The organism is Bacillus sp. RCC_6_1 (assembly GCF_041360755.1).
GTDB classification, from domain to species: Bacteria; Bacillota; Bacilli; order Bacillales; family Bacillaceae_G; genus Bacillus_A; species Bacillus_A cereus.
This window is the reverse complement of sequence record NZ_JBFUPV010000001.1, coordinates 1,068,233-1,089,444: the sequence shown is the minus strand read 5'-3', so window position 1 is coordinate 1,089,444 and position 21,212 is coordinate 1,068,233. Positions and strand designations below refer to the sequence as shown.

Here is a 21,212-nt window from a genome sequence, read left to right as displayed (position 1 = left end):
GGAAAATGATGAGATAATAAAAGAAAATTCAGAATACTAAAGAGGTGTTTCTAATAAGGAGCACCTCTTTTCACAAACAAAAGGGGGGAACAAGTATGCTTCAATCTAATATGGATGTAAGTTTAGAAAGTTTAGTAAACTCATTACAGTCTACTCGAAGCACGCTATTATCAGAAATTGAAATGTTAAATGACACAGAAGTGAATGTAAAGCCACGCCGTGATAAATGGAGCATTATTCAAATTTTACACCACTTGCATTTAGTTGAACAATCTGTCACGTCTGCCCTTGTATATGCTTTACAAAAAAAGGAAAGAAACATGACTCCATTTAAAGACCTCCAACTTACGCTTGATCGCACACATAAACGAGAAGCTCCTCAGCAAATGCAACCAACAGAAACTTTAATGAAAAAACAGCAAGGAATTCAATTGCTAGAACATTCACGCCAAGAACTATTACACGCGCTTCATAGTGTTATAGATGAAAAAGATTTATTTGAAAATGGATTAAAGCATCCTGTTTTTAATGATCTGAATTTGTATCAATGGGTTCAATTTCTTGATTTGCATGAACAAAGACATCTTACGCAGTTAAAAGAGGCGAAACATGCAATTTTGCAACGCTAAAGTGGAAGAAGTGGGAAACCACTTCTTTTTTGATACGTGCATAGTTTTCTTTCTTATTTTGGAATACTACATGGAGAAAGAAAAGAAGGAGTTGAAAAAACATGTCTAAGAAGAAGCGAGAAGAAGAGCGCGCCTGGAAAGCACGTAAAGAAAATCAACAACCGCACGGAAAAGTGAAAGCTTTTGCTGAATTAGTTGAAGGAACAGAAAAAACGTGATGAGTATTTCATCACGTTTTTTGTATGAGTGGAAAAGTTAATAAAAAGGTTGTACCGATTCCTTTTTCACTTATAATATCAATTTTTCCATTCATAGCTTGAACAACACTGAATACGACCATCATTCCAAGTCCAGTACCTTTTTCTTTCGTTGAATAAAAAGGAGAGCCAAGACGTTTTACTTGTTCTGAATCCATACCGACTCCTGTATCTTTTATATATAACTGAATATGCTTATGATCAGGAACTAATGTGAAATAAAGATCACCGCCTTTTGGCATAGCCTCAATGCAATTTTTTAAAATATTTAATAAACATTGATTTAGTTTTTGCTTTTCACCAGCGATAAAAAAAGAAGTGCTTTGCTTTATATAATGAGTACGTACATTTGTTAAATTAGTAAGCGGTGTAATTAACGACAATGCATGTAGTAATTCTTCTTCTAACTGTAATGTTTGTTCTTTTTCAATGCTTGGTTTAGCAAAGGTTAAATAATCTGTAAGAACATGATTTGCTTGTTCGATGCCGTTAATGGCAATGTCGATATACAATTTTCGTTCCTGCTCAGTACAGGTATCTGATTGTAACAGTTGTAAAAAACCTTTCGTTGAAGTTAATGGATTGCGAATTTCATGAGAGATAGACGCTGCCATTTCACCAATTAAATGAAACTTTTCAGCATTTATAAGTTCGTTTTGGAGACGAACTTGAGTTTGTAATATGTGCAGTAAATATAAAATTAGAATCGTACCAAGCATTGAACATAACTCATACACAATAATATGCAGTATATAATCAGTCTTATTTGTAACCTTTGAAAGGAAGAAGGGTATCCAACTAAATCCGTATGTGAGACTGTAGATAATAGCAAGTGTTATTTTTATACGATTAGAAGTTTGATTAAAAAATTTATATGTTAATAGTAAAACAATAAATAGAAGAACAGAACCGATAAGAGATGGGAAAACACCTACCCCACCTAATAATAAGCGATATATGTTTAATACAACTAAGATAGAACCACCAGCAATAGGCCCTCCCGTTAATGTACCGACAATTAATACAATATGGCGCATATCAAATTGAAAACCATTATTTGTTTTTGCTGCAAATGTAATACAGAGTACGGTAGCAAGGCAACAGAGTACAATGAATATAGCTGAATTTAATTTAGGAGAGCGTTTCCCTTTTTGATTCCAAAATAAATGATATACGAGCATTGTAATCAGGATGAATAATATATTTAAAAAGAGATAAATAATAAAGGATTTCAGTGGGATGCCTCCTCTCTTCTTAGATTAAATTAATCATACTATAAAATGAAAGAAATGAAATAATAAATAGCGGAAAAATCAGAAATTTTTACGCTAGTATACAATATGTTACAATAAGCTGTGTCAATGAAAGAAGAAATTCCGTGCATCGCGCGGGAGAGGTTCGCGAACTCCCTCTATAAAAAACTATGGAAACAACAATATCCTTAGGTATTGTTTTGTTTTTTTATTGTGACAGTTCAAGAACGTTCTTTCTTCTTATTTATAGTAGAGAAGGAGAATGAGTGAAATGAAAAAAGAAAAAGCAGTTGTTGTTTTTAGTGGAGGACAAGATAGTACGACATGTTTATTTTGGGCAATAGAGCAGTTTGCAGAGGTAGAAGCTGTAACGTTTAATTACAATCAACGTCATAAGCTAGAAATTGATTGTGCAGCGGAAATTGCAAAAGAACTAGGAATAAAGCATACGGTACTAGATATGAGTCTATTAAATCAACTTGCTCCAAATGCGTTAACCAGAACGGATATGGAGATTACACATGAAGAAGGTGAATTGCCATCGACATTTGTAGATGGACGAAATTTACTCTTCTTATCATTTGCTGCTGTATTAGCAAAACAAGTTGGAGCACGTCATATTGTAACGGGTGTATGTGAAACTGATTTCAGTGGTTATCCAGACTGCCGTGACGTGTTTGTGAAATCGTTAAATGTTACTTTAAATTTATCTATGGATTACCCGTTTGTCATTCACACGCCACTTATGTGGATTGATAAGGCTGAAACATGGAAATTATCAGATGAACTTGGAGCATTTGAGTTTGTTCGAGAAAAAACATTAACATGTTATAACGGAATCATTGGTGATGGTTGCGGTGAATGTCCAGCATGTCAACTTCGTAAAGCAGGATTAGATACGTACCTACAAGAACGCGAAGGAGCGAATAACTAATGGATAACTTTTTTGGATTTCGCATCGTAGAGAATTTGCAAAAAATGGACAAGGATATTCAGCGTAAACAACTCAAATACCATAATAAAAGAGTAATGGTCAGCAAGGAATTTACATTTGATGCAGCACACCATTTACACTGTTATGAAGGGAAATGTAAAAACTTACACGGTCACACATATAAAGTTGTATTTGGAATTAGTGGATATGTAAATGAAATAGGTCTTGCAATTGATTTTGGAGATATAAAAGAAATTTGGAAAAATGAAATCGAAATTTATCTAGATCATCGTTATTTAAACGAAACGTTACCTGCAATGAATACGACTGCTGAAAATATGGTCGTTTGGATTTATGAAAAGATGGCAGAAGCACTAACAAAAGAGAATCGAGTGAACGAATATAAAGGAGCTCGCGTTGAATTTGTTCGTCTATTTGAGACGCCGACTAGTTATGCGGAAGTAAGACGGGAGTGGATGCTTGATGAGTAAAATCCCTGTCTTAGAAATATTCGGTCCGACTATTCAAGGTGAAGGAATGGTTGTAGGGCAAAAAACAATGTTTATTCGTACAGCTGGTTGTGATTATAGCTGTGCTTGGTGTGATTCTGCTTTTACGTGGGATGGATCAGCTAAAGATCAAATTAGACAGATGACACCAGAAGATATTTGGGATGAGCTTGTTGCAATTGGAGGAGAAAATTTTTCTCATGTTACGATTTCAGGTGGAAATCCGGCATTGCTGAAAAATATTGAGTTTCTTCTTTCTATATTAAAAGAAAATGGAATGCGAACGGCAATTGAAACGCAAGGGAGTAAATGGCAAGATTGGTTACTTCAAATTGATGAGGTAACAATTTCTCCAAAACCACCAAGTTCAACGATGAAAACAGATTTTCATAAGTTAGATGCTATTATTCAGAAACTAGCAGGAAAAGATATTAGTTTAAAAGTAGTAGTATTCGATGATCATGATTTTGAATATGCAGTTAAGATGCACGAACGTTATCCAAAGGTACCATTTTTCTTACAAGTAGGAAACGATGATACAAAAACAGTGGATGATGCGATGCTTATAAAAAATTTATTAGATAAGTATGAATGGCTGATTGATAAAGCTGTAAATTGTAAAGAGATGAATGATGCAAAAGTATTGCCTCAGCTTCATGCGTTAGTATGGGGAAATAAGCGCGGCGTATAACGAGAAGGGATGTTTAAAATGACAGGAAGATTAGATGAAGATTTAAAAGATGTAACATTACTAGGGAATCAAAATACAAAATATTTATTTGAATATAGCCCAGAAATATTAGAGGTATTTGATAATAATCATCCAAACCGTGATTATTTTGTAAAATTCAATTGTCCTGAATTTACAAGTTTATGCCCGAAAACAGGACAACCAGATTTTGCAACAATTTATATTAGCTATATTCCAGAGCAAAAAATGGTAGAGAGTAAATCTTTAAAGTTGTATTTATTTAGTTTCCGCAATCATGGTGATTTCCACGAAGATTGCATGAACGTTATTATGAACGATTTAATTAAATTAATGGATCCGCGTTATATTGAGGTATGGGGGAAATTCACACCACGTGGTGGCATTTCAATTGATCCATACTGCAACTACGGGCGCCCAGGTACGAAGTATGAACAAATGGCTGACTACCGCATGATGAACCACGATCTATATCCGGAAACAATTGATAATCGTTAATAGAAAGAAAGGGCCTGTATAGTATACAGGCCCTTTCTTTCTATTATATTATGCATTTTGATTAATGACAGTATAGTTTTTATGACTTACAACTGTAAGAGGTTCCATATCTAGTTCTCTAAAATTCTTCATAATTGTTATATCAACAATAACAGAGTTTTGATTTACTTTTTGAACACGGCCTTGCATTCCACCTTTAAATTCGATGATATCTCCAGTTTCTGCGATCTGCATAAGCAACTCTCCTTGTTACAGTTTTCCCAAAAAAAGAATAAATTTGGGTTTTTTTATTTCCTCCTATTTTGAACCATATTTCCTACTTTGTAAATGTTTCCAAAGTAAAAATTCGAAAAATATTCACTTTTTGTAAGAAAATATGTAGAAAATCCATGTTTTTTAGAAAAAATAGCAAAAATGCGAGAATCTTTATATCGAGGTATAATGAAAAAGTAGAATAACCTGCTGAAGTGGGAGAAATTAGAGGCGGTAAAATGATGTTTGAATTTGTGGGGAGTGTTATAGCTTTAATTTTATTTTTATTTTCTTATATGCATTTAAAAAAGATTCGTCAATATGATACGAGTACATATTTTGATGGGATGGATGGTATCCATGCTTCGATAACACATGATAGTGGTGGGGAGATGTAAAGGTATATAACTTTATTTTCTTGCGTGGTATGATGTTTAGAACTAGTGCATAATAGAGTTCATAAGTGATGAATGGAGAGTGAAAAGAATGAAGATTTCTTTTATTCGTCATGGTTGTTTAAGTCGTATAAGAGAACCGATGACAATTAATTCATTTCACGAATGGATGAAACAGTATGATTCCGAGTCAATGATACAAAAAGCTAAAATGCCGATAGAAACAATAGAGGCAATTAAAGCAGCGAAATTTGTCTTAACAAGTGATCAAAGGCGTGCTGTACAATCAGCAGCTGAATTGACGGATTCTTTATCTTTTATGCAAAATTCTCTTTTTAGAGAAGCTGAAGTTCCTTCATGCTTTTTTGCTCCGAAGTGGTTGAAATGCACAATTAAGGTATGGATGTTCATTGGACGAACATTATGGATACTTGGCTACCATAAAGATGTTGAGTCTTATAAGGAAGTAAGAGAGAGGGTAAGGCAAGCGGCTTACCTGTTACATCGTTATGCTCTCGTACATGGAAGTATAGCTCTTGTAGGTCATAATTATGTGAATGTAATGATTGGTGCCGAACTGAGAGCGATGGTCTGGTCTGGTTCTCCTATTTTGCACAGAGAGCCATGGGGATGTACAACATATACGTTTCACGAGGCGATGGATGGAAATATATTAAATACAAATTTAACATAAAAGCACACGATTTATATAAATCGTGTGCTTTCTTTTTAAGATATAGAAATTTTGACGTTTAATGGTTTTACGAGATGAGCATAAGGTTCCCCTACTAGCATAACAATTTCATCTTTTTTATAACCTAACTTTTCGTATAGTGAATAGGCGCGTTTGTTTTCTAAATTAACAAGTAAAGCGATTTTTTTATGCCCTTTTTCAGTTGCATAGATTTCGGCAGCTTCAATTAATTTAGAACCTATACCTTTTCCGCCGTGTGCACTTGAAACTGATAATGTATCAATGTAATACTCATCAAGCTCAGCTTCTTTTTCTAACGTAATTGATTCATCTTTATGTAATGCTCTTAAGTGATGTACAATTGGTGCGTCAAGCTGTGTTGCTTCACTACCGTGATAAGCGACAATAATTCCAACTGCACTCTCGTCTTGTTCATAGACAAAACAGTTTTCGTAGCTCAGACGGTTATTTTCTTTTGAGAACCATGTCTCAAGTCCTAGTAATACTTCTGCTTCAACTGTGCTACCTGTGATTTTTTCAGCAATTTCATGCAGAGCATTATACAATAAAGGAGCTATTGCCATTGCATCTGTCTTTTTTGCTTTCCGAATCATAGTATCCCTCCTAGTTCTATTTGTATATTGTAGCATAGTGGTATGGAACTTTGCATAATTGAATGCCGAAATGTTTGATATAGAGAAGTAGCTATGTTAGTATATGATATTTAGTGGACATATAGTAAAACAATATTGTTTGCGAAATAACGAAAATAAAATCATGGCATAACAACGAGATAAAGTGAAACGTTAATCAGTAAGATTTTTTGTTCATTCTACGACTGATTAGTAGTCAACACCAATCGGACTACCTGCAAATAGCGGGATAAATTTACAGTTGTTGACCTATAGAATATAAGATAAAATAAAATATTGCAGAGAGGTGAAATACATGGATAAAGAATTAGCAAATACAATTTTAGATCAGCTAAAAAATGGTGAAATAAAGGAGTATGTTGTTACGAAAGATGTATTTTATACGTTCAGAGAAGTTGTTGTAAATAGAGAAGACTTTAAGCATTTCATTGGTAACGCACAGCGAGGCGGGCAAGTGATTTATACATATTCAGAAACGCCACGTTCATAAAGGAGAATTTTGATCAGCAGGGCATCTCTCACTGATTAGTAGCCTTCACCAAACGGACGTTTAATGCGGGATAAATAAAAGATAAAGGAGAGGGGAATTATGGGCGATTTTAAACAAGGCATTTTACCACATTGGGATTATATGTGGAAAGATAGAGCCGGCAATCGATTTATGGGAATGGTTATGTATCCAGAGAAACGAAAATGTTCAGCAAAAATGCTTCAGAAAATAAAAAGAGCATATGAAGAAGCAATAGAAATTAAAGTAACTGTACAAGTTCAACATACATATCAGTACGTAGAAGGACTGATTGTATACTTTGATGAAGAGGCTCCTGTATGTACAATGCTTGATAAAGATGAAAATCCACATCATATATTTGTAAAAGATATTTTGCGCATTGAGTACTCTGAATAAACTTTTCATAAATAAATTGAAGTTCCATAATAATAATCTTTTTCTATAATAGTTATCTTTTAGTATGTAACGAAAAACGAAAGTATATGTATAATATATTTAATAAGGTAAATTTGATAAATGTAATCGTTTTTTAGAGCAGATTATAGTTTCATATCTGTTCTTTTTTGCGTGATGCTGGAGAAATATATTTCTTCAGCATCTACCGTTTTATGACAAAATATATTGTTAACTTTTTTAAAAATAAGGTTAAATTCGTTGACAACTTTTTTGAAAAGCACTTTATTGACATGAGTTTTAGAATGTTGTTTCATAGTCATTGTATTGAAAAAAAACGGCTATCATGTCGAAAAGTAAAAGTTAAAAAAAGAAAGAATTTATACATATATCTTGTGTCTTATTTTGAAACGTAATACAATATATAGAGAAATCAAGAACAACATATAGAGAATATAGATTTGAGAGGGAGGGTCGGAAATGTTAGTTGCATATGATTCTATGACAGGAAACGTGAAGCGTTTCATTCACAAATTAAATATGCCGGCCGTTCAAATTGATGAAGATCTAGTAATAGATGAAGACTTTATTCTTATTACGTATACAACAGGTTTTGGAAATGTACCAGAACGTGTTTTAGACTTTTTAGAGCGCAATAATGAAAAATTAAAAGGCGTATCTGCAAGCGGCAATCGTAACTGGGGAGACATGTTCGGTGCAAGTGCTGACAAGATTTCTACTAAATATGAAGTGCCAATTGTATCAAAATTTGAGTTATCTGGAACAAATAACGATGTAGAATATTTTAAGGAAAGGGTGCGGGAGATTGCGACACATTGAACTGAATAATGAAATCACGCAAATGCAGGACGGTTTTTATCAGCTTCATAAAGATAAAGAGGCATTAGAAGTCTTTATGGAAGAAGCTAGAGAGAATACCGTTCCTTTTAATAGCGTGGCAGAGCGAATGGAGTATATGAAAGAACATGATTACTATTACAACGTTCTGGACGAGTATAGCTTGGAGGAAGTAGAGGAAGTATATAACATCGCTTATGGTGAAAACTTCGAGTTCCAATCTTATATGGCAGCATCTAAGTTCTACAAAGATTATGCGTTAAAAACGAATGATCAAAAACAATACTTAGAAAGCTATGAAGATCGTGTAGCAATTGTTTCATTATACTTAGGACGCGGTGATGTTTCGAAAGCAAGACAATTCGCAAGCATGATTGTAAAACAAAACTACCAACCAGCGACACCAACCTTTTTAAATGCGGGAAGAAGCAGAAGAGGAGAAATGGTGTCTTGTTTCTTGTTAGAGATGGATGATAGCTTAAATTCAATTGGCTTTAACATTAATACTGCGATGCAATTATCAAAAATCGGCGGGGGAGTAGCTTTAAACTTATCTAAGCTACGCGCACGTGGTGAGCAAATTAAAGGTATCGACAACGCTGCAAGTGGCGTAGTACCTGTTATGAAATTGCTTGAAGATTCGTTTTCATATGCGAATCAGCTTGGCCAACGAAAAGGTGCCGGTGCAGTATATTTAAACATTTTCCATTGGGATATTATTGAATTCCTTGATACAAAAAAAATAAATGCCGATGAGAAGAGCCGTATTCAGTCTCTATCAATCGGAATTATCGTTCCAAGTAAGTTCTTTGAGCTTGCTGAGAAAAACGAACCTTTCCATGTTTTCGCGCCTTATACGGTTTATAAAGAATATGGCAAGCATTTAGATGATATTGACATTGATGAAATGTACGATGAATTAATGAGCAATCCGAAAGTGAAGAAGAAGCCACTAGATATTAGTGCACGTGATATGCTTATTAAAATCGCTATGATTCAGCTTGAGTCTGGTTACCCATACTTAATGTTTAAATCAAATGCAAATAATCAACATCCATTGAAGGATATTGGAACTGTGAAGATGTCGAACTTATGTACAGAAATCTTCCAGCTTCAAGAAACTTCAGAAATAAATGATTACGGTACAGATGACATTATCCGTCGTGATATTAACTGTAACTTAGGATCGTTAAATATCGTAAACGTAATGGAAAATAAAGAAATTCGTGAAGCAGTTCATGCGGGAATGGAAGCTTTAACAGCTGTTTCTGATATGACGATTATTCCGAATGCACCAACTGTGAAAAAAGCAAATGACGAGCTTCATTCAGTTGGACTTGGAGCAATGAACTTACACGGATATTTAGCAAAAAATAAAATCGCTTATGAAAGTGCAGAAGCGAAAGAATTCGCTCGTACATTCTTTATGATGTTAAATTACTATTCTATTGAGAAAAGTATGGAAATCGCTACAGAAAAAGGCGAGACATTTAAAGACTTCGATAAATCTGATTATGCGAATGGCACATACTTCGAAAAGTATGAAACGACAGATTACAGTCCTGTAACTGAAAAAGTTCAGCAACTATTTGAAGGAATTCATATTCCGACAAAAGAAGATTGGACAAGTTTAAAAGAGCAAGTGCAGAAGAATGGTTTATACAACTCATATCGTCTTGCCATTGCTCCAACACAATCAATCAGTTACGTTCAAAATGCAACTTCAAGCGTAATGCCGATCGTAAGTCAAATCGAATCAAGAACATATGCGAATGCGACAACATATTATCCAATGCCGTATTTATCAAAAGATACGTTCTGGTACTATAAATCTTCTTACGATATGAATCAGTTTAAATTAATTGATTTAATCGCAGAAATTCAAGAACATATTGACCAAGGAATTAGTACAATTCTTTACGTTAATAGTGATATTTCAACACGTGAATTAGCACGTTACTACATCTATGCACATAAAAAAGGCTTAAAGAGTCTGTATTATACGAGAACACGTAAATTAAGCGTGGAAGAGTGTGTGGCTTGTACCGTTTAATGGCATATTGCCATACTAAATGAATAACCCAATAGTATGAGCAGGGTTATGAACCCTGCTCATACTTGGTTTGTTCTACTAAACGGTTAGCTTTTCATTGTTAGATGGAAATTTAACCGTTCAGTAGAACAATAATAGATATAGGGGTGATTCAATGCGCGCTGTTAACTGGAATAAAAAGGAAGATGATTTCAGTTTAATGTTTTGGAAGCAAAACATCGCTCAGTTTTGGACAGAAGAAGAAATCGCGGTTTCGTCTGACAAAAATACTTGGGTGCAATTATCGAAAGAAGAGCAAATTGCTTATAAGCGTGTATTAGGTGGTTTAACACTTTTAGATACGAAACAAGGTGGCGAAGGAATGCCACTTGTACTTGTTCATCTTGAAAATTTACAAGCGAAAAGTGTATTAGCTTTCATGGGAGCTATGGAAGAAGTACATGCGAAAAGTTATAGTCACATTTTCACAACACTAGCTACAGAAGAAGAAATTGATGATATTTTTGACTGGGTAGACAATCATCCGTTACTTGAGAAAAAAGCTGGTATTATTACTAGTTACTATCGTCGTTTATTAAAGCCTGAAGTAACGAAAAAAGAGTTATACATGGCAATGGTAGCAAGTGTGTTCTTAGAAAGTTACTTATTCTATAGTGGATTTTTCTATCCACTTTACTTAGCTGGTCAAGGTAAACTGACGGCAAGTGGTGAAATTATTAACCTTATTATCCGTTAACTTATGGCGGCTTTTGGTAGAGATACCAATTGAAAAACCCTTTTAATTGCTGGGACCCCCTATTGTAAATTTATCTGTATTATTATTGATGAATATATGCATTCAGGTTATTCTCTAACTATCAATAGATGGAAAGGAGAATAGCTGATAGGGCAATCAGCAGCGAAGCCTTTATCTAGCGATAACATGTACGGAATTTACTATTTAAAAATCAATGGGAAGTATTATATTGGTAAAGATGTGAACGTTTCAAATTTAAAACGAATTAGGGAACATATGTGGATGTTAAAGAGTGGTACACATTATAATAGGTATTTACAAGCAGTATACTGTAAATATGAATCCACTTTAGAATATGGAATTCTAGAGGAAATAGAATGTTCATTGGAAGAATTGAGTGAGATTGAGCAACAGTATATTTGGCTGTATGATTCTTATAATAATGGCTATAACTTGACGTTAGGCGGAGAAGGATTGGGTGGAATTAAATTCACTGAAGAACAATTAGAGAAGAAAAGGCAACGTGTTATAGGTGAAAAAAATCCACAATCAAAAATTACAGATGCACAATTTTTTGAGATTGTAGAACTACTAAAGTGCGGAAAGACAAATCCAGAAATTGCTGATATGTATAATCTTCATCCTAATTATGTATCTTTAATTCGACATAAGAAACGTTATAAATATCTTTGGGGAAAAGTGCAAAATTATATGCCGGTTAAATCTGAACACCAACTGAAAACAAGGGGACGTGTGACTCTTGAAATGTTTTTGGACATCGTTCAGATGCTACAAGCCGGTGAATCTAATGCATCCATTGAAAGAAAACATGGGTTATCGAGCGGCACAGGAAGCCGTATCAGACATCGAAAACTGTATAAACAGTGGTGGGTGCGATACGTAGATAAAGGAACGTTCAACGACTATCCCAATGGCGGTGAAATTCCGCAAGAGGAGTAGGGCCAAGCGGTGGGTGAGAATCCCTTAAATCGAAATGGAGGGCTACCTGAGAAGGTAGATGATATAGTCTCTTCTTACAGGAAACTGTAAGCTGTATAAACGGCATAGGAGTAGCGAACTTATGTGAAGGTAAAGGATGAGTCAATTCACGGCGTATTCGTCGGTATTTTAGCACAACAAATCTTCGCAGAACTTTCTGCAGAAGAGCAACAAGAAGTGCAAAAAGAAACACAAGAGTTATTAATGGAACTATATGAAATTGAAATGGCCTATACAGAAGAAATTTACACTTCTATCGGTCTTGTAGAAGATGTAAATCGTTTCGTTCGTTACAATGCGAATAAAGGGCTTATGAACTTAGGACTTGAGCCGAAGTTTGAAGAAGAAGAAATTAACCCAATCGTTTTAAATGGTTTACGTACAGATACGAAAAACCATGATTTCTTCTCTGTAAAAGGAAATGGTTACGTAAAAGCAACGAACGTTGAAAAGTTAGCTGACGATGACTTCGTGTTTAACTTTTAATATAGGATTATAAAGAAAAGCTGTCTTATTGATTGATAAGACAGCTTTTCTTTATAATTTTGTTTACATAACACTATTATTTTTGTATAGCGATTTATATTTGGGAAGTTCTATTCGGTTAACGGATAGAACTTTTTTGTAATTAAATGGGTATTTACAAACCTTTTGTATCAGTGTATTATTTAACTAGTACACCGATACAAAAGGAGGGAAGAAATGAAAATAGAGTTTTCTCCAAATACACCAATTTACATTCAGGTAATGGAATACATAAAAAAAGAAATCGTAACAGGACATTTATTGCCTGGTGATAAAATTCCCTCTGTCCGTGAATTAGCGAGTGAATTACAAGTTAATCCAAATACGATTCAGCGTACATTTCAAGAGCTAGAACGGGATGGAGTTGTTGTAACACGTAGAGGAATGGGACGGTATGTAACGAATGAAGGGGAGAAAATTATGGAGCTGCGAAAAGAGATGGCGAAAGAATTACTTCATTCTTTTATAGATGGAATGGACAATTTAGGTTTTTCAGAAGAAGAAATTCTTACAATTCTTCGTTCTTCATTACATGATAAGAGGGAGGAGAGCCAATGACAGAGCTATTGAAAATAGAAAACTTATGGAAGAGATACGGATTAAAAGCAGTGATCCGTGAATTAAACATAGAGATTACGGAAGGGAAAATCGTTGGGCTTGTTGGAGATAACGGGAGCGGGAAAACGACGTTATTGAAAATGATTGCAGGCTTGCAACACCCTTCTGAAGGTAGTATTACAATAGACGGTAAAAAGGTAGGATTACAGACGAAAGAAATCGTTTCATTTATGTCCGATAAGCCAGTCTTTGATGATTGGATGACTGTAAAAGATGCTTTATTTTTTTACCGAGATTTTTATAAAGACTTCGATATTCAAAAAGCGGTAGATACGATTGCAGAATTTAAAATACCGTTAGAAGAAAAAATTACAGCATTGTCAAAAGGTATGGTTGAGAAGCTGCAGATTATTTTAACGTTTTCTCGAAAAGTGAAGCTATACGTACTGGATGAGCCGTTGGGCGGGATTGATCTTGTTTCTAGAGAACATGTACTTGAGCTAATACTTAAATTTTATCGTGAAGATTGTACGCTACTTATATCGACTCATTTAATAAGAGAAATCGAAAATATATTCGATGAAGTAATCTTTTTGAAAGATGGAGAAATAATATTGCATGAAAATGTGGAAGAACTACGATTTCAAAAGGGTAAAGCAGTACATGAGCTGTTTAAGGAGGCCTATGAGAAATGAGTCAGCTTTTTCGTTATCTGTATAATTGTAATAAGAGAAAGATAGCCATTATTTACTTTGGTTTTATTACAGTTTCATTCATTCTTTTATTTAATATGAAAGGAGTTTCAGGAGTTAGAATTTCAGGTAGGCAAGATATAATTATTATTATATTCTTTATCGTACTAGGTATAAATGGATTTGCAATTCTTTTAACAGGTATATCGTCTTTTCGGAAAATGTTAAAAAACTCTATGCTACGTTATACTTCTATTTCAGCAAAAAAGTATATATGTGCAAATATTTTATTCTGTGTACTACTCTTTATGATTTTACTAGGAATAGGAATCATTTTTCTATACTATTTTTCTTTAAATATTTACAATGGAAAAACTAATTTAGGTATTCAGCAAGCAATACACAGTTTATATAATTATGGAATATTACATCATATATTATCTATTTTCTTATGGGGACTAGATTTTCTTAATATGCTAGTTTCTATTTATTTTATTATAGTAATTGTAAAACTATTCAATGTGAAATCATCGATGAATAAAGTTGCTTGTTTAGTTTTATTCGTCATTTTTACCGCATTTAATGGAGGAATAACGTATATTTTTCAGCAAATAGAAAAGTATGTGTTTGCTATAAATAATATTGGATTTATAGATCAAAATGGTTTTTTAAATACATCATTTTATTCTGGTACAGAGGTTACAATTTTAAATCTATTTTTTAATTGTTTATTAACAATTATATTACTAGTAGTTACAGGTCACATTATCGATAAAAAACTAGAAGTCTAAAGGAGGAATCAGCATTGGGAAACGTAGTAGTAAAGTTAGAGAATGTTCGAAAAAGGATTGGTGGAACGGAAATTATTCGTGGTTTATCATTTGAGGTTCGTGAAGGAGAAGTATACGGATTCCTTGGACCGAATGGTAGCGGTAAGACGACGACGATCCGTATGATGACAGGTCTTATTTCAATGACAGAGGGCGATATTACAATTTGTGGACATAGTATTCGCTCGGAGCGTGAAAAGGCACTAGAGCAAATTGGAGCGATTGTAGAAAATCCTGAACTATATGATTATATGACAGGAATGCAAAACTTAAAGCATTTTGCGAATATGGCCATTACACCAATTAGTAAAGAGCGGATTGCTGAGATTGTAAAGCTTGTTGAATTAGAGCATGCGATTCATAAAAAGGTGAAAACATATTCACTTGGTATGAAACAACGTTTAGGAATTGCACAGGCATTACTTCATCAGCCGAAAATCTTAATTTTAGATGAGCCGACAAATGGACTAGATCCAGCTGGTATTCGCCAAATTCGTGATTATTTACAACGTTTAGCGAAAGAAGAGAATATTGCTGTAATCGTATCAAGTCACTTATTGAGTGAAATTGAATTAATGTGTGATCGCGTCGTTATTATTAAACAAGGTGAGTTTGTACAAGAGTACAACTTACATGAAAAAGTGAAACATGATGAGGCAGTCGTTGTAGCGTTTGAAGTAGATGAAGTTCAGAAAGCAAATGAAATCATTAAAGGTAAAGCAAAAGGGAATGTAATTGTAGCATCTGTAACAAAAGACAACATTCCGCAACTTGTAAAAAAACTTGTTCATGCTGATGTGCTTGTATATGGCGTTACTGTTCAAAATAAAACGTTAGAGGATGAGTTCTTAGCGATTACTGGGGGAGTGAAAGCGTAATGTTTAAATTAATTCAAAATGAATTTTTAAAGTTGCATGCGAAAAAAGGTATGTATATTTTAATTGGTGTCATTGCGGCACTCGAAATTTTAGGTACTTTAGCAATGTTGAAGTGGGGAAAAGGTGATGAGTTTAAGGGGTCATATTTAGATTATGCAAACTCAGAGATTGGCTTAATTGTTTTATTTACAACGATTTTTGGGATTACACTTGCTGCCCGTACTCTTACTGATGAGTTCCAAAAAGGTACAATTAAACAATTGTTAATCCGTCCAAGAAAAAGACTTGCAGTTTTATTTTCTAAATATATTACAGTGTTATTAGCAATGTTATTTATCGTATTAGCTGGTATGCTAATTGCAATGATTATTGGCGGTATTGTAATGGATGGTAGTAAAACAGAATTAACGTTAGGAATCGTAATGAAGTCAACTTTATATCAACTACTTTCACCGTTCTTTTTTGCAACACTTGCATTTTTCCTAGCAAATGTCTTTAGAAAATCTGTATTACCAATAATTATTACGATGTTTCTATTATTCTTACAAGGTACAATTAACATGGTATTAATGATGTTTGCAAAAGGTGTAGCGAAGTTTGTAGTATTTAGCCATTTGGATTTAAGAGCTTACGATAGCAATAAATTAATTAGTGGCGGAGTAGAACCAACATTTACAGAATTTACATTTACAACTTCATTATTACTTGTAGCTGCATACTTTGTTGTGTTACTTGTAGCATCAAGTGCATTATTCCAAAAACGTGACGTATTATAATAAAAGAAATCCCCGCTTGTAAAAACGGGGATTTTTATTACATAAAATTCACTTAGATTGCAACTTGAAGAACAGCGATATGGTATTTTAAGGGATATGCTGTTTGAAATGATTTGAGAAAAATAGGAAGAATTTCAACTATATTCATATTATAATTTAATTATCCTGCTATTTATAGGGAAAGGATTGCCTATAAAGTACTGATTAAAGTTTTATTGTATTTTTACTATCTTTGGGGGTGTTCTATATGCACTATGCATTTTCACGTATAAGGCTACGTAGCTTTTTTGGATGGATGATTATAGGGGTGCTCCTTATAATGATCCCATTAGGTCTAGCAAATGTTTCTGAGAATACGATGGAGGTTATTTCACAAATAACTGTATTTTTTGTATTTCCGTTACTTTGGCTATACGTAAAAACAAATAAAAATAATATTGTATTTAACAGTTTTTTTAATAAGCCAGGACGTTTACCTTGGGGATTAATTATATTAGCAACGATAATGGGGATGATTTTTTCAGTTGGCATATCTCAGATTCAATTTTACATATTAGCACATACGTTACCGAATTTCTTAGTTACTATGCTAGAAGACGGAAATGTTATTAATACGAGTAACGTATATATGACGATATTTACTTTCATTTCAGCATGTGTGTTAGCACCTATTATGGAAGAGGTTATTTTTAGGGGATTTTTCTTACAGCGAATGGCTTATAAATGGGGAATTAAAAAAGCTGTAATTATATCTTCAATTATTTTTGGCTTAGGACATTTTGATGTTATTGGTGCGTTCATGTTTGGTGTCGTTATGTGTCTTTTATACATAAAGACAAAAAATATATGGACGAATATAGCTGTGCACGCTCTAAATAATTTGATTGCAACAAGTATGCAATTTTTCGGTGGAGAAGAAAGTGGTACAATCTCAATTACTGAATTACAAGCGCAAAGTAATTTATGGATTGGTATCGGTCTTACAGTTGTTGGATTACTTTGGTTAATTCCTTATGTTTGGAAACAATGGCGTACAGTAAAAGAAGTTGGCGTGCCACGAGTACGTTTTATAAATGAGCAAAAAGTAGTGAGTTCATCACAAGAAAATGAAGTGTATAGTCAAGTGATCGTAACCGATAGATTGATGGCCATAGAGTTACCAGATGAGGCTGTAAATAAGCTTCGGTTAGAAGAAAATGATTATGTAACAGTATCTGTAGAAGAAGATAAAATCGTTATAAAGAAAGCACATAATAGATAATTAAAAAGTAGCTCCTTAAGAGCTACTTTTTAATTTGTAATAATTTCCACGCGGAAATTATTACCGTTCTTTACATATTTAATATCTGTAACAGTACGGACCGTCTTTAAAATCTCCACTTTTTCACCAATTCGCGGGATGGTCGGAACGTTGTCCCAAATACCAAGCAAGTCATCTAATTGTGCCGTTTTTTCATAAAACCAGATTTTCAATGTAAAGCCCCTTTCTCGAACTTTATGTATTTTAATACATAATATATTATTTTTATTCTTATTGTAAGGGGTTTTTTGATATTTTATGAATAAAAATAAATTAATCTTCTGGGAAGATATGTTCAATATCAGGAGTAAGAGATACTTCTGATAATACGATATGAGAAACGGTCGTTGCATATGAAGAAACATCATTGATAAATTCTTCAAGTTCAACGAGTGAAGGAACAGAAATTTTTACAATGTAACATAAGCTTCCTGTTACTCGGTAACAAAAACTTGCAGATGGATAAGACTGAATAAACTGTTGCATACGTGTTGTATCACCATTTTTTAAAGTGATTTCTAAAATACAATCTAAAACGAGTCCTGCTTTTTTATAATCAATATCGATTGTGTATTTTTGAATAACACCTTCGCTTTCGAGCTTACGAACACGTTCTGAAGTAGATGGAGCAGATAAGTTTACTCGTTTCGCCAATTCACGCATAGAAAGGCGACTATCATTATATAATTCATTTAAAATTTTTCGATCAACACGGTCTAGTTGCATTTGTAAATATACCTCCAGTAAAATAATGATTTTTGTAAAGGAAAAATATAAATTAAGATTCATATGAAATGTAAAGTGAACGTTATTTATTTTACAATAAAACAGAAGGAAATAGGAGGGGAAATAATGGAGAGAATTTCATTATCAAATGTAGGAGATACAAAGTTTCAAAAGTTATTAGGGCATAATTCGGATATATTACATTCGTGGATTACGTTAGAAGATACACTGTACAATAAAGGAACTCTTTCAGCAGAGTTGAAGGAGCAAGTGAGAAGAACATTAGCGTATGGGAATGAATGTCCGTACTGTATGGCAAAGGGAAGACCTGATGATGTGCAAAGGGCAGAGGAGATTGGTGTAGCTGTTACTTTTGCGCATACATTTGTTCATGACCGAAAAGCAATAGATGATACTATGTTTCACGTATTAAAACAATATTGGACAGAAAAAGAAATTGTAGAGCTTTGCGCCTATGTTTGCTTTATTACTGCGTCACAACAACTTGGTTTTCTATTTCAATTACAGCCAAATTAAGGGGGAAATGATGACAAATCAAATAGCACTTATCATAATCGATGTACAAAAGGCATTTCAATTACCAGATTGGGGCGAGAGAAATAATATTTTTGCTGAAGAAAACATGAGAATTTTGTTAGAAGAATGGAGAAAAAGGAAACGACCAGTTTTTCATATTCAACATGTAAATAAAGAAAATGCGCAGTCAATGTTTTATGAGAGAGCGGAAACGGTAAACTTTAAAGAAGAAGTGCAACCACTACTTGGTGAAGTGGTTATTCAGAAATTCGTTAACAGCGCGTTCATTGGGACAAATTTAGAAGAACAATTAAGAAAGAACAAATGTAATGCAGTAGTGATTGTAGGATTAACGACAAATCACTGTGTGGAAACTACGACACGAATGGCAGGGAATTTAGGATTTACAACATATTTAGTGAGTGATGCAACGGCTACTTTTAACCGTAAAGGTTTAGATGGTAAGGAGTATAGTGCAGAAGATATTCACAATATGACACTTGTAAATTTACATGAAGAGTTTGCTACGATTGTGACGACAAAAGAAGTATTAAAATTATTTTAAGAAAATAATTGCAAATTATGTAGAAAAAAATAAGAATATTTCGTATAATCTAAGTACAATCATTTTGAAAATAGGGGTGGCATCATATGGAGCAAATTTCAGTAAAGAAATTAGAAGAGGTACTTGTTGTAGCAGGGGATGATAAACAGAAGCAAAAGGAATTTTATGAATTGCTCTTATCTACTGAGTTTTATGTTGCTGGTTCACTAGAAGCAGAGGACAGGGCAACAGAGGGAATACTTCGTTTGCGTCATTTCCAAGGAGAAGGTAGATGGATCGTTCCGTTCTTTACACAAATGGAATTTGTAAAAGATGTGTTGCCAGAAGGAACGCCCCTTATTACGATACGTGGGAAAGAGTTATTTGGTAGCATTGAGAAAGATGCTACAGCTGTATTAAATGTTGGTACTGATATAAGTAAAACATTTATTCCAGAAGAAATTGCAGATATCGCATCTGGACGAATTTTTAATTATTATAAGTAAAAGGAAAAGCGTAATCGCTTTTCCTTTTTAATTTGAATATGGAGTGGCTATACCGGAAGAAATAGAGACTGTTTTATTATTCGTGTTTATTGTCGCTGTAGCTCCAAGTGGAATACCGATGTTTGGACTTATATGTCCAATTGGTAAACCGAATAGGACCGGTATATGATATGGTGCGAAATATTCATATAATATTGCTTGCAATGATTGAGATGGCTTTGAAGGAGTACAGTCGTGACAACTTGTGAAAATAACGCCCCTGCATTCATTAAACTTTCCAGATAAAAGTAGCTGATTTAACATACGGTCAATGCGGTACGGTTCTTCACCAATGTCTTCAAGTAATAAAAGTGTATTGTCCGTATTTATCTCATAGGGCGAGCCAATTATACTTGTCAACACAGCTAAATTTCCTCCAACTAACGTACCTGTAACTGTACTGTGAGAGCTAGATACGATACATTCTGATGCAGATAAAATGGTTGAATACGGATGGAATAGCTGATTGAAAGAGGATAAAGATAGGGAATCAATACCTTTTCCTAGTTCTTCAATCATCGGACCATGAAATGTTATAAGCTTTGCATAACGTGAAACAGCAGTATGTAAAGCTGTAATATCGCTATATCCCCAAAAGATTTTAGGGTTTTGCCGAATGATTTCATATTGAATGTGAGGGAGGAGACGAGCACTTCCGTAACCACCTCGTGCACAGAAAACGGCCTTCACTTCATTATTTGTAAATGCTTTATGTATATCGTCAAGCCGAACTTGATCACTTCCGGCTAAAAATCCATATTTCTCGTAAACGCTCTTCCCGATTATTACGGATAACCCCATCTCTTGTAATACATTCACACCTTGTAATACATTTTCGATTGTAGGTGGACCAGATGGTGCAATGATCATTACTGTATCACCTTGTTTTAATGCATTTGGATAAATCATTAAGCTCAGCCTCCTTCTCTTTCAATATATTCGCTTCATATGAAGTTCAACCCTTGCAA

The 21,212-nt window shown here is 34.0% G+C and carries 28 protein-coding genes, 2 pseudogenes and 1 riboswitch; of the genes and pseudogenes, 24 read left to right on the top strand and 6 right to left on the bottom strand.

Going from position 1 to position 21,212, the window contains the following annotated elements; genetic code table 11:
- The first annotated feature begins 95 nt into the window (after positions 1–95).
- Together AB6801_RS05520 and AB6801_RS05515 are read left to right on the top strand one after the other, a co-directional pair.
- Entirely contained in the window at positions 96–629 is a 534-nt protein-coding gene (locus AB6801_RS05520; RefSeq protein ID WP_000941970.1) for a DinB family protein, read from the top strand.
- Positions 630–730: 101 nt separating this feature from the next.
- Entirely contained in the window at positions 731–847 is a 117-nt protein-coding gene (locus tag AB6801_RS05515) for a DUF6254 family protein (protein ID WP_000038355.1), read from the top strand.
- Between the two features lie 11 nt (positions 848–858).
- On the opposite strand, the gene kinB is transcribed toward AB6801_RS05515, so the two are convergent.
- Positions 859–2,067 carry a sporulation sensor histidine kinase KinB gene (gene kinB, locus AB6801_RS05510; protein WP_000964152.1) on the bottom strand — a complete coding sequence of 403 codons (1,209 nt, stop codon included), beginning with the start codon at positions 2,065–2,067 and terminating at the stop codon, positions 859–861.
- Positions 2,068–2,273: 206 nt separating this feature from the next.
- Positions 2,274–2,317: riboswitch (PreQ1 riboswitch) on the top strand.
- A gap of 93 nt (positions 2,318–2,410) precedes the next feature.
- On the opposite strand from kinB, the gene queC reads away from it, so the two are divergent.
- The 4 genes from queC to queF are packed head-to-tail and all read left to right on the top strand — an operon-like array spanning position 2,411 to position 4,789.
- A complete protein-coding gene (queC, locus tag AB6801_RS05505) occupies positions 2,411–3,073 on the top strand; it encodes a 7-cyano-7-deazaguanine synthase QueC (RefSeq protein ID WP_000711595.1) in 663 nt (220 codons plus the stop codon).
- Positions 3,073–3,564 (top strand): 6-carboxytetrahydropterin synthase QueD, encoded by a 492-nt coding sequence (gene queD / locus AB6801_RS05500; protein WP_000368414.1) that lies wholly within the window; start codon positions 3,073–3,075, stop codon positions 3,562–3,564. Before queC ends, queD begins: the two co-directional genes overlap by 1 nt.
- Complete coding sequence (gene queE, locus AB6801_RS05495) at positions 3,557–4,273, top strand: 7-carboxy-7-deazaguanine synthase QueE (protein WP_000036298.1); 717 nt, start codon at positions 3,557–3,559, stop codon at positions 4,271–4,273. Before queD ends, queE begins: the two co-directional genes overlap by 8 nt.
- Before the next feature lie 18 nt (positions 4,274–4,291).
- The gene (gene queF, locus AB6801_RS05490) at positions 4,292–4,789 is read left to right on the top strand and encodes a preQ(1) synthase (RefSeq protein ID WP_001986050.1); all 498 of its coding nucleotides are present in this window, start codon (positions 4,292–4,294) and stop codon (positions 4,787–4,789) included.
- A gap of 48 nt (positions 4,790–4,837) precedes the next feature.
- Here the strand turns inward: queF and AB6801_RS05485 are convergent, their stop codons facing one another.
- Positions 4,838–5,023, bottom strand: coding sequence for a YkvS family protein (locus AB6801_RS05485; protein ID WP_001165082.1), 186 nt, complete (start codon positions 5,021–5,023; stop codon positions 4,838–4,840).
- A 260-nt stretch (positions 5,024–5,283) separates the two neighbouring features.
- Between AB6801_RS05485 and AB6801_RS05480 the strand changes: the two genes are divergently transcribed.
- Together AB6801_RS05480 and AB6801_RS05475 are read left to right on the top strand one after the other, a co-directional pair.
- A complete protein-coding gene (locus tag AB6801_RS05480; RefSeq protein WP_000461432.1) occupies positions 5,284–5,439 on the top strand; it encodes a hypothetical protein in 156 nt (51 codons plus the stop codon).
- An 88-nt stretch (positions 5,440–5,527) separates the two neighbouring features.
- On the top strand, positions 5,528–6,130 hold the full coding sequence (locus tag AB6801_RS05475; RefSeq protein ID WP_097998896.1) for a histidine phosphatase family protein: 603 nt from the start codon (positions 5,528–5,530) through the stop codon (positions 6,128–6,130).
- Positions 6,131–6,165: 35 nt separating this feature from the next.
- Here AB6801_RS05475 and AB6801_RS05470 read toward each other — a convergent pair whose 3' ends face one another.
- Positions 6,166–6,744 carry a GNAT family N-acetyltransferase gene (locus tag AB6801_RS05470; protein WP_000619548.1) on the bottom strand — a complete coding sequence of 193 codons (579 nt, stop codon included), beginning with the start codon at positions 6,742–6,744 and terminating at the stop codon, positions 6,166–6,168.
- Between the two features lie 334 nt (positions 6,745–7,078).
- On the opposite strand from AB6801_RS05470, the gene AB6801_RS05465 reads away from it, so the two are divergent.
- The 13 genes and pseudogenes from AB6801_RS05465 to AB6801_RS05405 all read left to right on the top strand — a co-directional run bounded on the left by AB6801_RS05465 (position 7,079) and on the right by AB6801_RS05405 (position 17,853).
- Complete coding sequence (locus tag AB6801_RS05465) at positions 7,079–7,273, top strand: hypothetical protein (protein WP_000356684.1); 195 nt, start codon at positions 7,079–7,081, stop codon at positions 7,271–7,273.
- Between the two features lie 99 nt (positions 7,274–7,372).
- Positions 7,373–7,690: a hypothetical protein gene (locus tag AB6801_RS05460; RefSeq protein WP_000502197.1), complete on the top strand. Its 318-nt coding sequence runs from the start codon at positions 7,373–7,375 to the stop codon at positions 7,688–7,690.
- 477 nt (positions 7,691–8,167) lie between these two features.
- Positions 8,168–8,527: a class Ib ribonucleoside-diphosphate reductase assembly flavoprotein NrdI gene (gene nrdI / locus AB6801_RS05455; RefSeq protein ID WP_000959447.1), complete on the top strand. Its 360-nt coding sequence runs from the start codon at positions 8,168–8,170 to the stop codon at positions 8,525–8,527.
- Complete coding sequence (gene nrdE, locus AB6801_RS05450; RefSeq protein WP_001215839.1) at positions 8,514–10,598, top strand: class 1b ribonucleoside-diphosphate reductase subunit alpha; 2,085 nt, start codon at positions 8,514–8,516, stop codon at positions 10,596–10,598. The genes nrdI and nrdE overlap by 14 nt, the downstream gene beginning before the upstream one ends.
- Positions 10,599–10,752: 154 nt before the next feature.
- Positions 10,753–11,331: pseudogene (locus tag AB6801_RS05445) on the top strand (ribonucleotide-diphosphate reductase subunit beta); the annotation flags it as partial.
- 189 nt (positions 11,332–11,520) lie between these two features.
- Positions 11,521–12,294: a GIY-YIG nuclease family protein gene (locus AB6801_RS05440; protein WP_000274263.1), complete on the top strand. Its 774-nt coding sequence runs from the start codon at positions 11,521–11,523 to the stop codon at positions 12,292–12,294.
- A 129-nt stretch (positions 12,295–12,423) separates the two neighbouring features.
- A pseudogene (locus AB6801_RS05435) lies at positions 12,424–12,819 on the top strand (ribonucleotide-diphosphate reductase subunit beta); the annotation flags it as partial.
- A gap of 216 nt (positions 12,820–13,035) precedes the next feature.
- Positions 13,036–13,416 (top strand): GntR family transcriptional regulator, encoded by a 381-nt coding sequence (locus AB6801_RS05430; protein WP_000687512.1) that lies wholly within the window; start codon positions 13,036–13,038, stop codon positions 13,414–13,416.
- Positions 13,413–14,111: an ABC transporter ATP-binding protein gene (locus AB6801_RS05425; protein ID WP_000137748.1), complete on the top strand. Its 699-nt coding sequence runs from the start codon at positions 13,413–13,415 to the stop codon at positions 14,109–14,111. Before AB6801_RS05430 ends, AB6801_RS05425 begins: the two co-directional genes overlap by 4 nt.
- Complete coding sequence (locus tag AB6801_RS05420; RefSeq protein ID WP_000080438.1) at positions 14,108–14,899, top strand: hypothetical protein; 792 nt, start codon at positions 14,108–14,110, stop codon at positions 14,897–14,899. The genes AB6801_RS05425 and AB6801_RS05420 overlap by 4 nt, the downstream gene beginning before the upstream one ends.
- Positions 14,900–14,913: 14 nt before the next feature.
- The gene (locus tag AB6801_RS05415; protein ID WP_000528820.1) at positions 14,914–15,816 is read left to right on the top strand and encodes an ABC transporter ATP-binding protein; all 903 of its coding nucleotides are present in this window, start codon (positions 14,914–14,916) and stop codon (positions 15,814–15,816) included.
- A complete protein-coding gene (locus tag AB6801_RS05410) occupies positions 15,816–16,592 on the top strand; it encodes an ABC transporter permease (RefSeq protein ID WP_097998897.1) in 777 nt (258 codons plus the stop codon). The genes AB6801_RS05415 and AB6801_RS05410 overlap by 1 nt, the downstream gene beginning before the upstream one ends.
- Positions 16,593–16,839: 247 nt before the next feature.
- Complete coding sequence (locus AB6801_RS05405) at positions 16,840–17,853, top strand: CPBP family intramembrane glutamic endopeptidase (RefSeq protein ID WP_097998898.1); 1,014 nt, start codon at positions 16,840–16,842, stop codon at positions 17,851–17,853.
- A 29-nt stretch (positions 17,854–17,882) separates the two neighbouring features.
- Here the strand turns inward: AB6801_RS05405 and AB6801_RS05400 are convergent, their stop codons facing one another.
- Entirely contained in the window at positions 17,883–18,065 is a 183-nt protein-coding gene (locus AB6801_RS05400) for a DUF3913 family protein (protein ID WP_000707107.1), read from the bottom strand.
- Between the two features lie 100 nt (positions 18,066–18,165).
- Entirely contained in the window at positions 18,166–18,618 is a 453-nt protein-coding gene (locus AB6801_RS05395; RefSeq protein ID WP_001175505.1) for an Lrp/AsnC family transcriptional regulator, read from the bottom strand.
- Between the two features lie 126 nt (positions 18,619–18,744).
- Here AB6801_RS05395 and AB6801_RS05390 point away from each other — a divergent pair, with 126 nt between their 5' ends.
- From AB6801_RS05390 to AB6801_RS05380, 3 genes are all read left to right on the top strand, one after another.
- Complete coding sequence (locus AB6801_RS05390; RefSeq protein ID WP_000439747.1) at positions 18,745–19,155, top strand: carboxymuconolactone decarboxylase family protein; 411 nt, start codon at positions 18,745–18,747, stop codon at positions 19,153–19,155.
- A gap of 10 nt (positions 19,156–19,165) precedes the next feature.
- Complete coding sequence (locus AB6801_RS05385) at positions 19,166–19,720, top strand: cysteine hydrolase family protein (protein ID WP_000184435.1); 555 nt, start codon at positions 19,166–19,168, stop codon at positions 19,718–19,720.
- Between the two features lie 86 nt (positions 19,721–19,806).
- Positions 19,807–20,205 carry an SseB family protein gene (locus AB6801_RS05380; RefSeq protein WP_097998899.1) on the top strand — a complete coding sequence of 133 codons (399 nt, stop codon included), beginning with the start codon at positions 19,807–19,809 and terminating at the stop codon, positions 20,203–20,205.
- Between the two features lie 27 nt (positions 20,206–20,232).
- On the opposite strand, the gene AB6801_RS05375 is transcribed toward AB6801_RS05380, so the two are convergent.
- The gene (locus tag AB6801_RS05375; RefSeq protein ID WP_097998900.1) at positions 20,233–21,153 is read right to left on the bottom strand and encodes a S66 peptidase family protein; all 921 of its coding nucleotides are present in this window, start codon (positions 21,151–21,153) and stop codon (positions 20,233–20,235) included.
- Between the last annotated feature and the right edge of the window lie 59 nt (positions 21,154–21,212).

Coding starts and splice junctions, on each gene's coding strand:
- AB6801_RS05520 (WP_000941970.1), top strand. CDS start 96: ATGCTTCAATCTAATATGGATGTAAGTTTAGAAAGTTTAGTAAACTCA.
- AB6801_RS05515 (WP_000038355.1), top strand. CDS start 731: ATGTCTAAGAAGAAGCGAGAAGAAGAGCGCGCCTGGAAAGCACGTAAA.
- kinB (WP_000964152.1), bottom strand. CDS start 2,067: ATGCTCGTATATCATTTATTTTGGAATCAAAAAGGGAAACGCTCTCCT.
- queC (WP_000711595.1), top strand. CDS start 2,411: ATGAAAAAAGAAAAAGCAGTTGTTGTTTTTAGTGGAGGACAAGATAGT.
- queD (WP_000368414.1), top strand. CDS start 3,073: ATGGATAACTTTTTTGGATTTCGCATCGTAGAGAATTTGCAAAAAATG.
- queE (WP_000036298.1), top strand. CDS start 3,557: ATGAGTAAAATCCCTGTCTTAGAAATATTCGGTCCGACTATTCAAGGT.
- queF (WP_001986050.1), top strand. CDS start 4,292: ATGACAGGAAGATTAGATGAAGATTTAAAAGATGTAACATTACTAGGG.
- AB6801_RS05485 (WP_001165082.1), bottom strand. CDS start 5,023: ATGCAGATCGCAGAAACTGGAGATATCATCGAATTTAAAGGTGGAATG.
- AB6801_RS05480 (WP_000461432.1), top strand. CDS start 5,284: ATGTTTGAATTTGTGGGGAGTGTTATAGCTTTAATTTTATTTTTATTT.
- AB6801_RS05475 (WP_097998896.1), top strand. CDS start 5,528: ATGAAGATTTCTTTTATTCGTCATGGTTGTTTAAGTCGTATAAGAGAA.
- AB6801_RS05470 (WP_000619548.1), bottom strand. CDS start 6,744: ATGATTCGGAAAGCAAAAAAGACAGATGCAATGGCAATAGCTCCTTTA.
- AB6801_RS05465 (WP_000356684.1), top strand. CDS start 7,079: ATGGATAAAGAATTAGCAAATACAATTTTAGATCAGCTAAAAAATGGT.
- AB6801_RS05460 (WP_000502197.1), top strand. CDS start 7,373: ATGGGCGATTTTAAACAAGGCATTTTACCACATTGGGATTATATGTGG.
- nrdI (WP_000959447.1), top strand. CDS start 8,168: ATGTTAGTTGCATATGATTCTATGACAGGAAACGTGAAGCGTTTCATT.
- AB6801_RS05440 (WP_000274263.1), top strand. CDS start 11,521: ATGTACGGAATTTACTATTTAAAAATCAATGGGAAGTATTATATTGGT.
- AB6801_RS05430 (WP_000687512.1), top strand. CDS start 13,036: ATGAAAATAGAGTTTTCTCCAAATACACCAATTTACATTCAGGTAATG.
- AB6801_RS05425 (WP_000137748.1), top strand. CDS start 13,413: ATGACAGAGCTATTGAAAATAGAAAACTTATGGAAGAGATACGGATTA.
- AB6801_RS05420 (WP_000080438.1), top strand. CDS start 14,108: ATGAGTCAGCTTTTTCGTTATCTGTATAATTGTAATAAGAGAAAGATA.
- AB6801_RS05410 (WP_097998897.1), top strand. CDS start 15,816: ATGTTTAAATTAATTCAAAATGAATTTTTAAAGTTGCATGCGAAAAAA.
- AB6801_RS05405 (WP_097998898.1), top strand. CDS start 16,840: ATGCACTATGCATTTTCACGTATAAGGCTACGTAGCTTTTTTGGATGG.
- AB6801_RS05395 (WP_001175505.1), bottom strand. CDS start 18,618: ATGCAACTAGACCGTGTTGATCGAAAAATTTTAAATGAATTATATAAT.
- AB6801_RS05390 (WP_000439747.1), top strand. CDS start 18,745: ATGGAGAGAATTTCATTATCAAATGTAGGAGATACAAAGTTTCAAAAG.
- AB6801_RS05385 (WP_000184435.1), top strand. CDS start 19,166: ATGACAAATCAAATAGCACTTATCATAATCGATGTACAAAAGGCATTT.
- AB6801_RS05380 (WP_097998899.1), top strand. CDS start 19,807: ATGGAGCAAATTTCAGTAAAGAAATTAGAAGAGGTACTTGTTGTAGCA.
- AB6801_RS05375 (WP_097998900.1), bottom strand. CDS start 21,153: ATGATTTATCCAAATGCATTAAAACAAGGTGATACAGTAATGATCATT.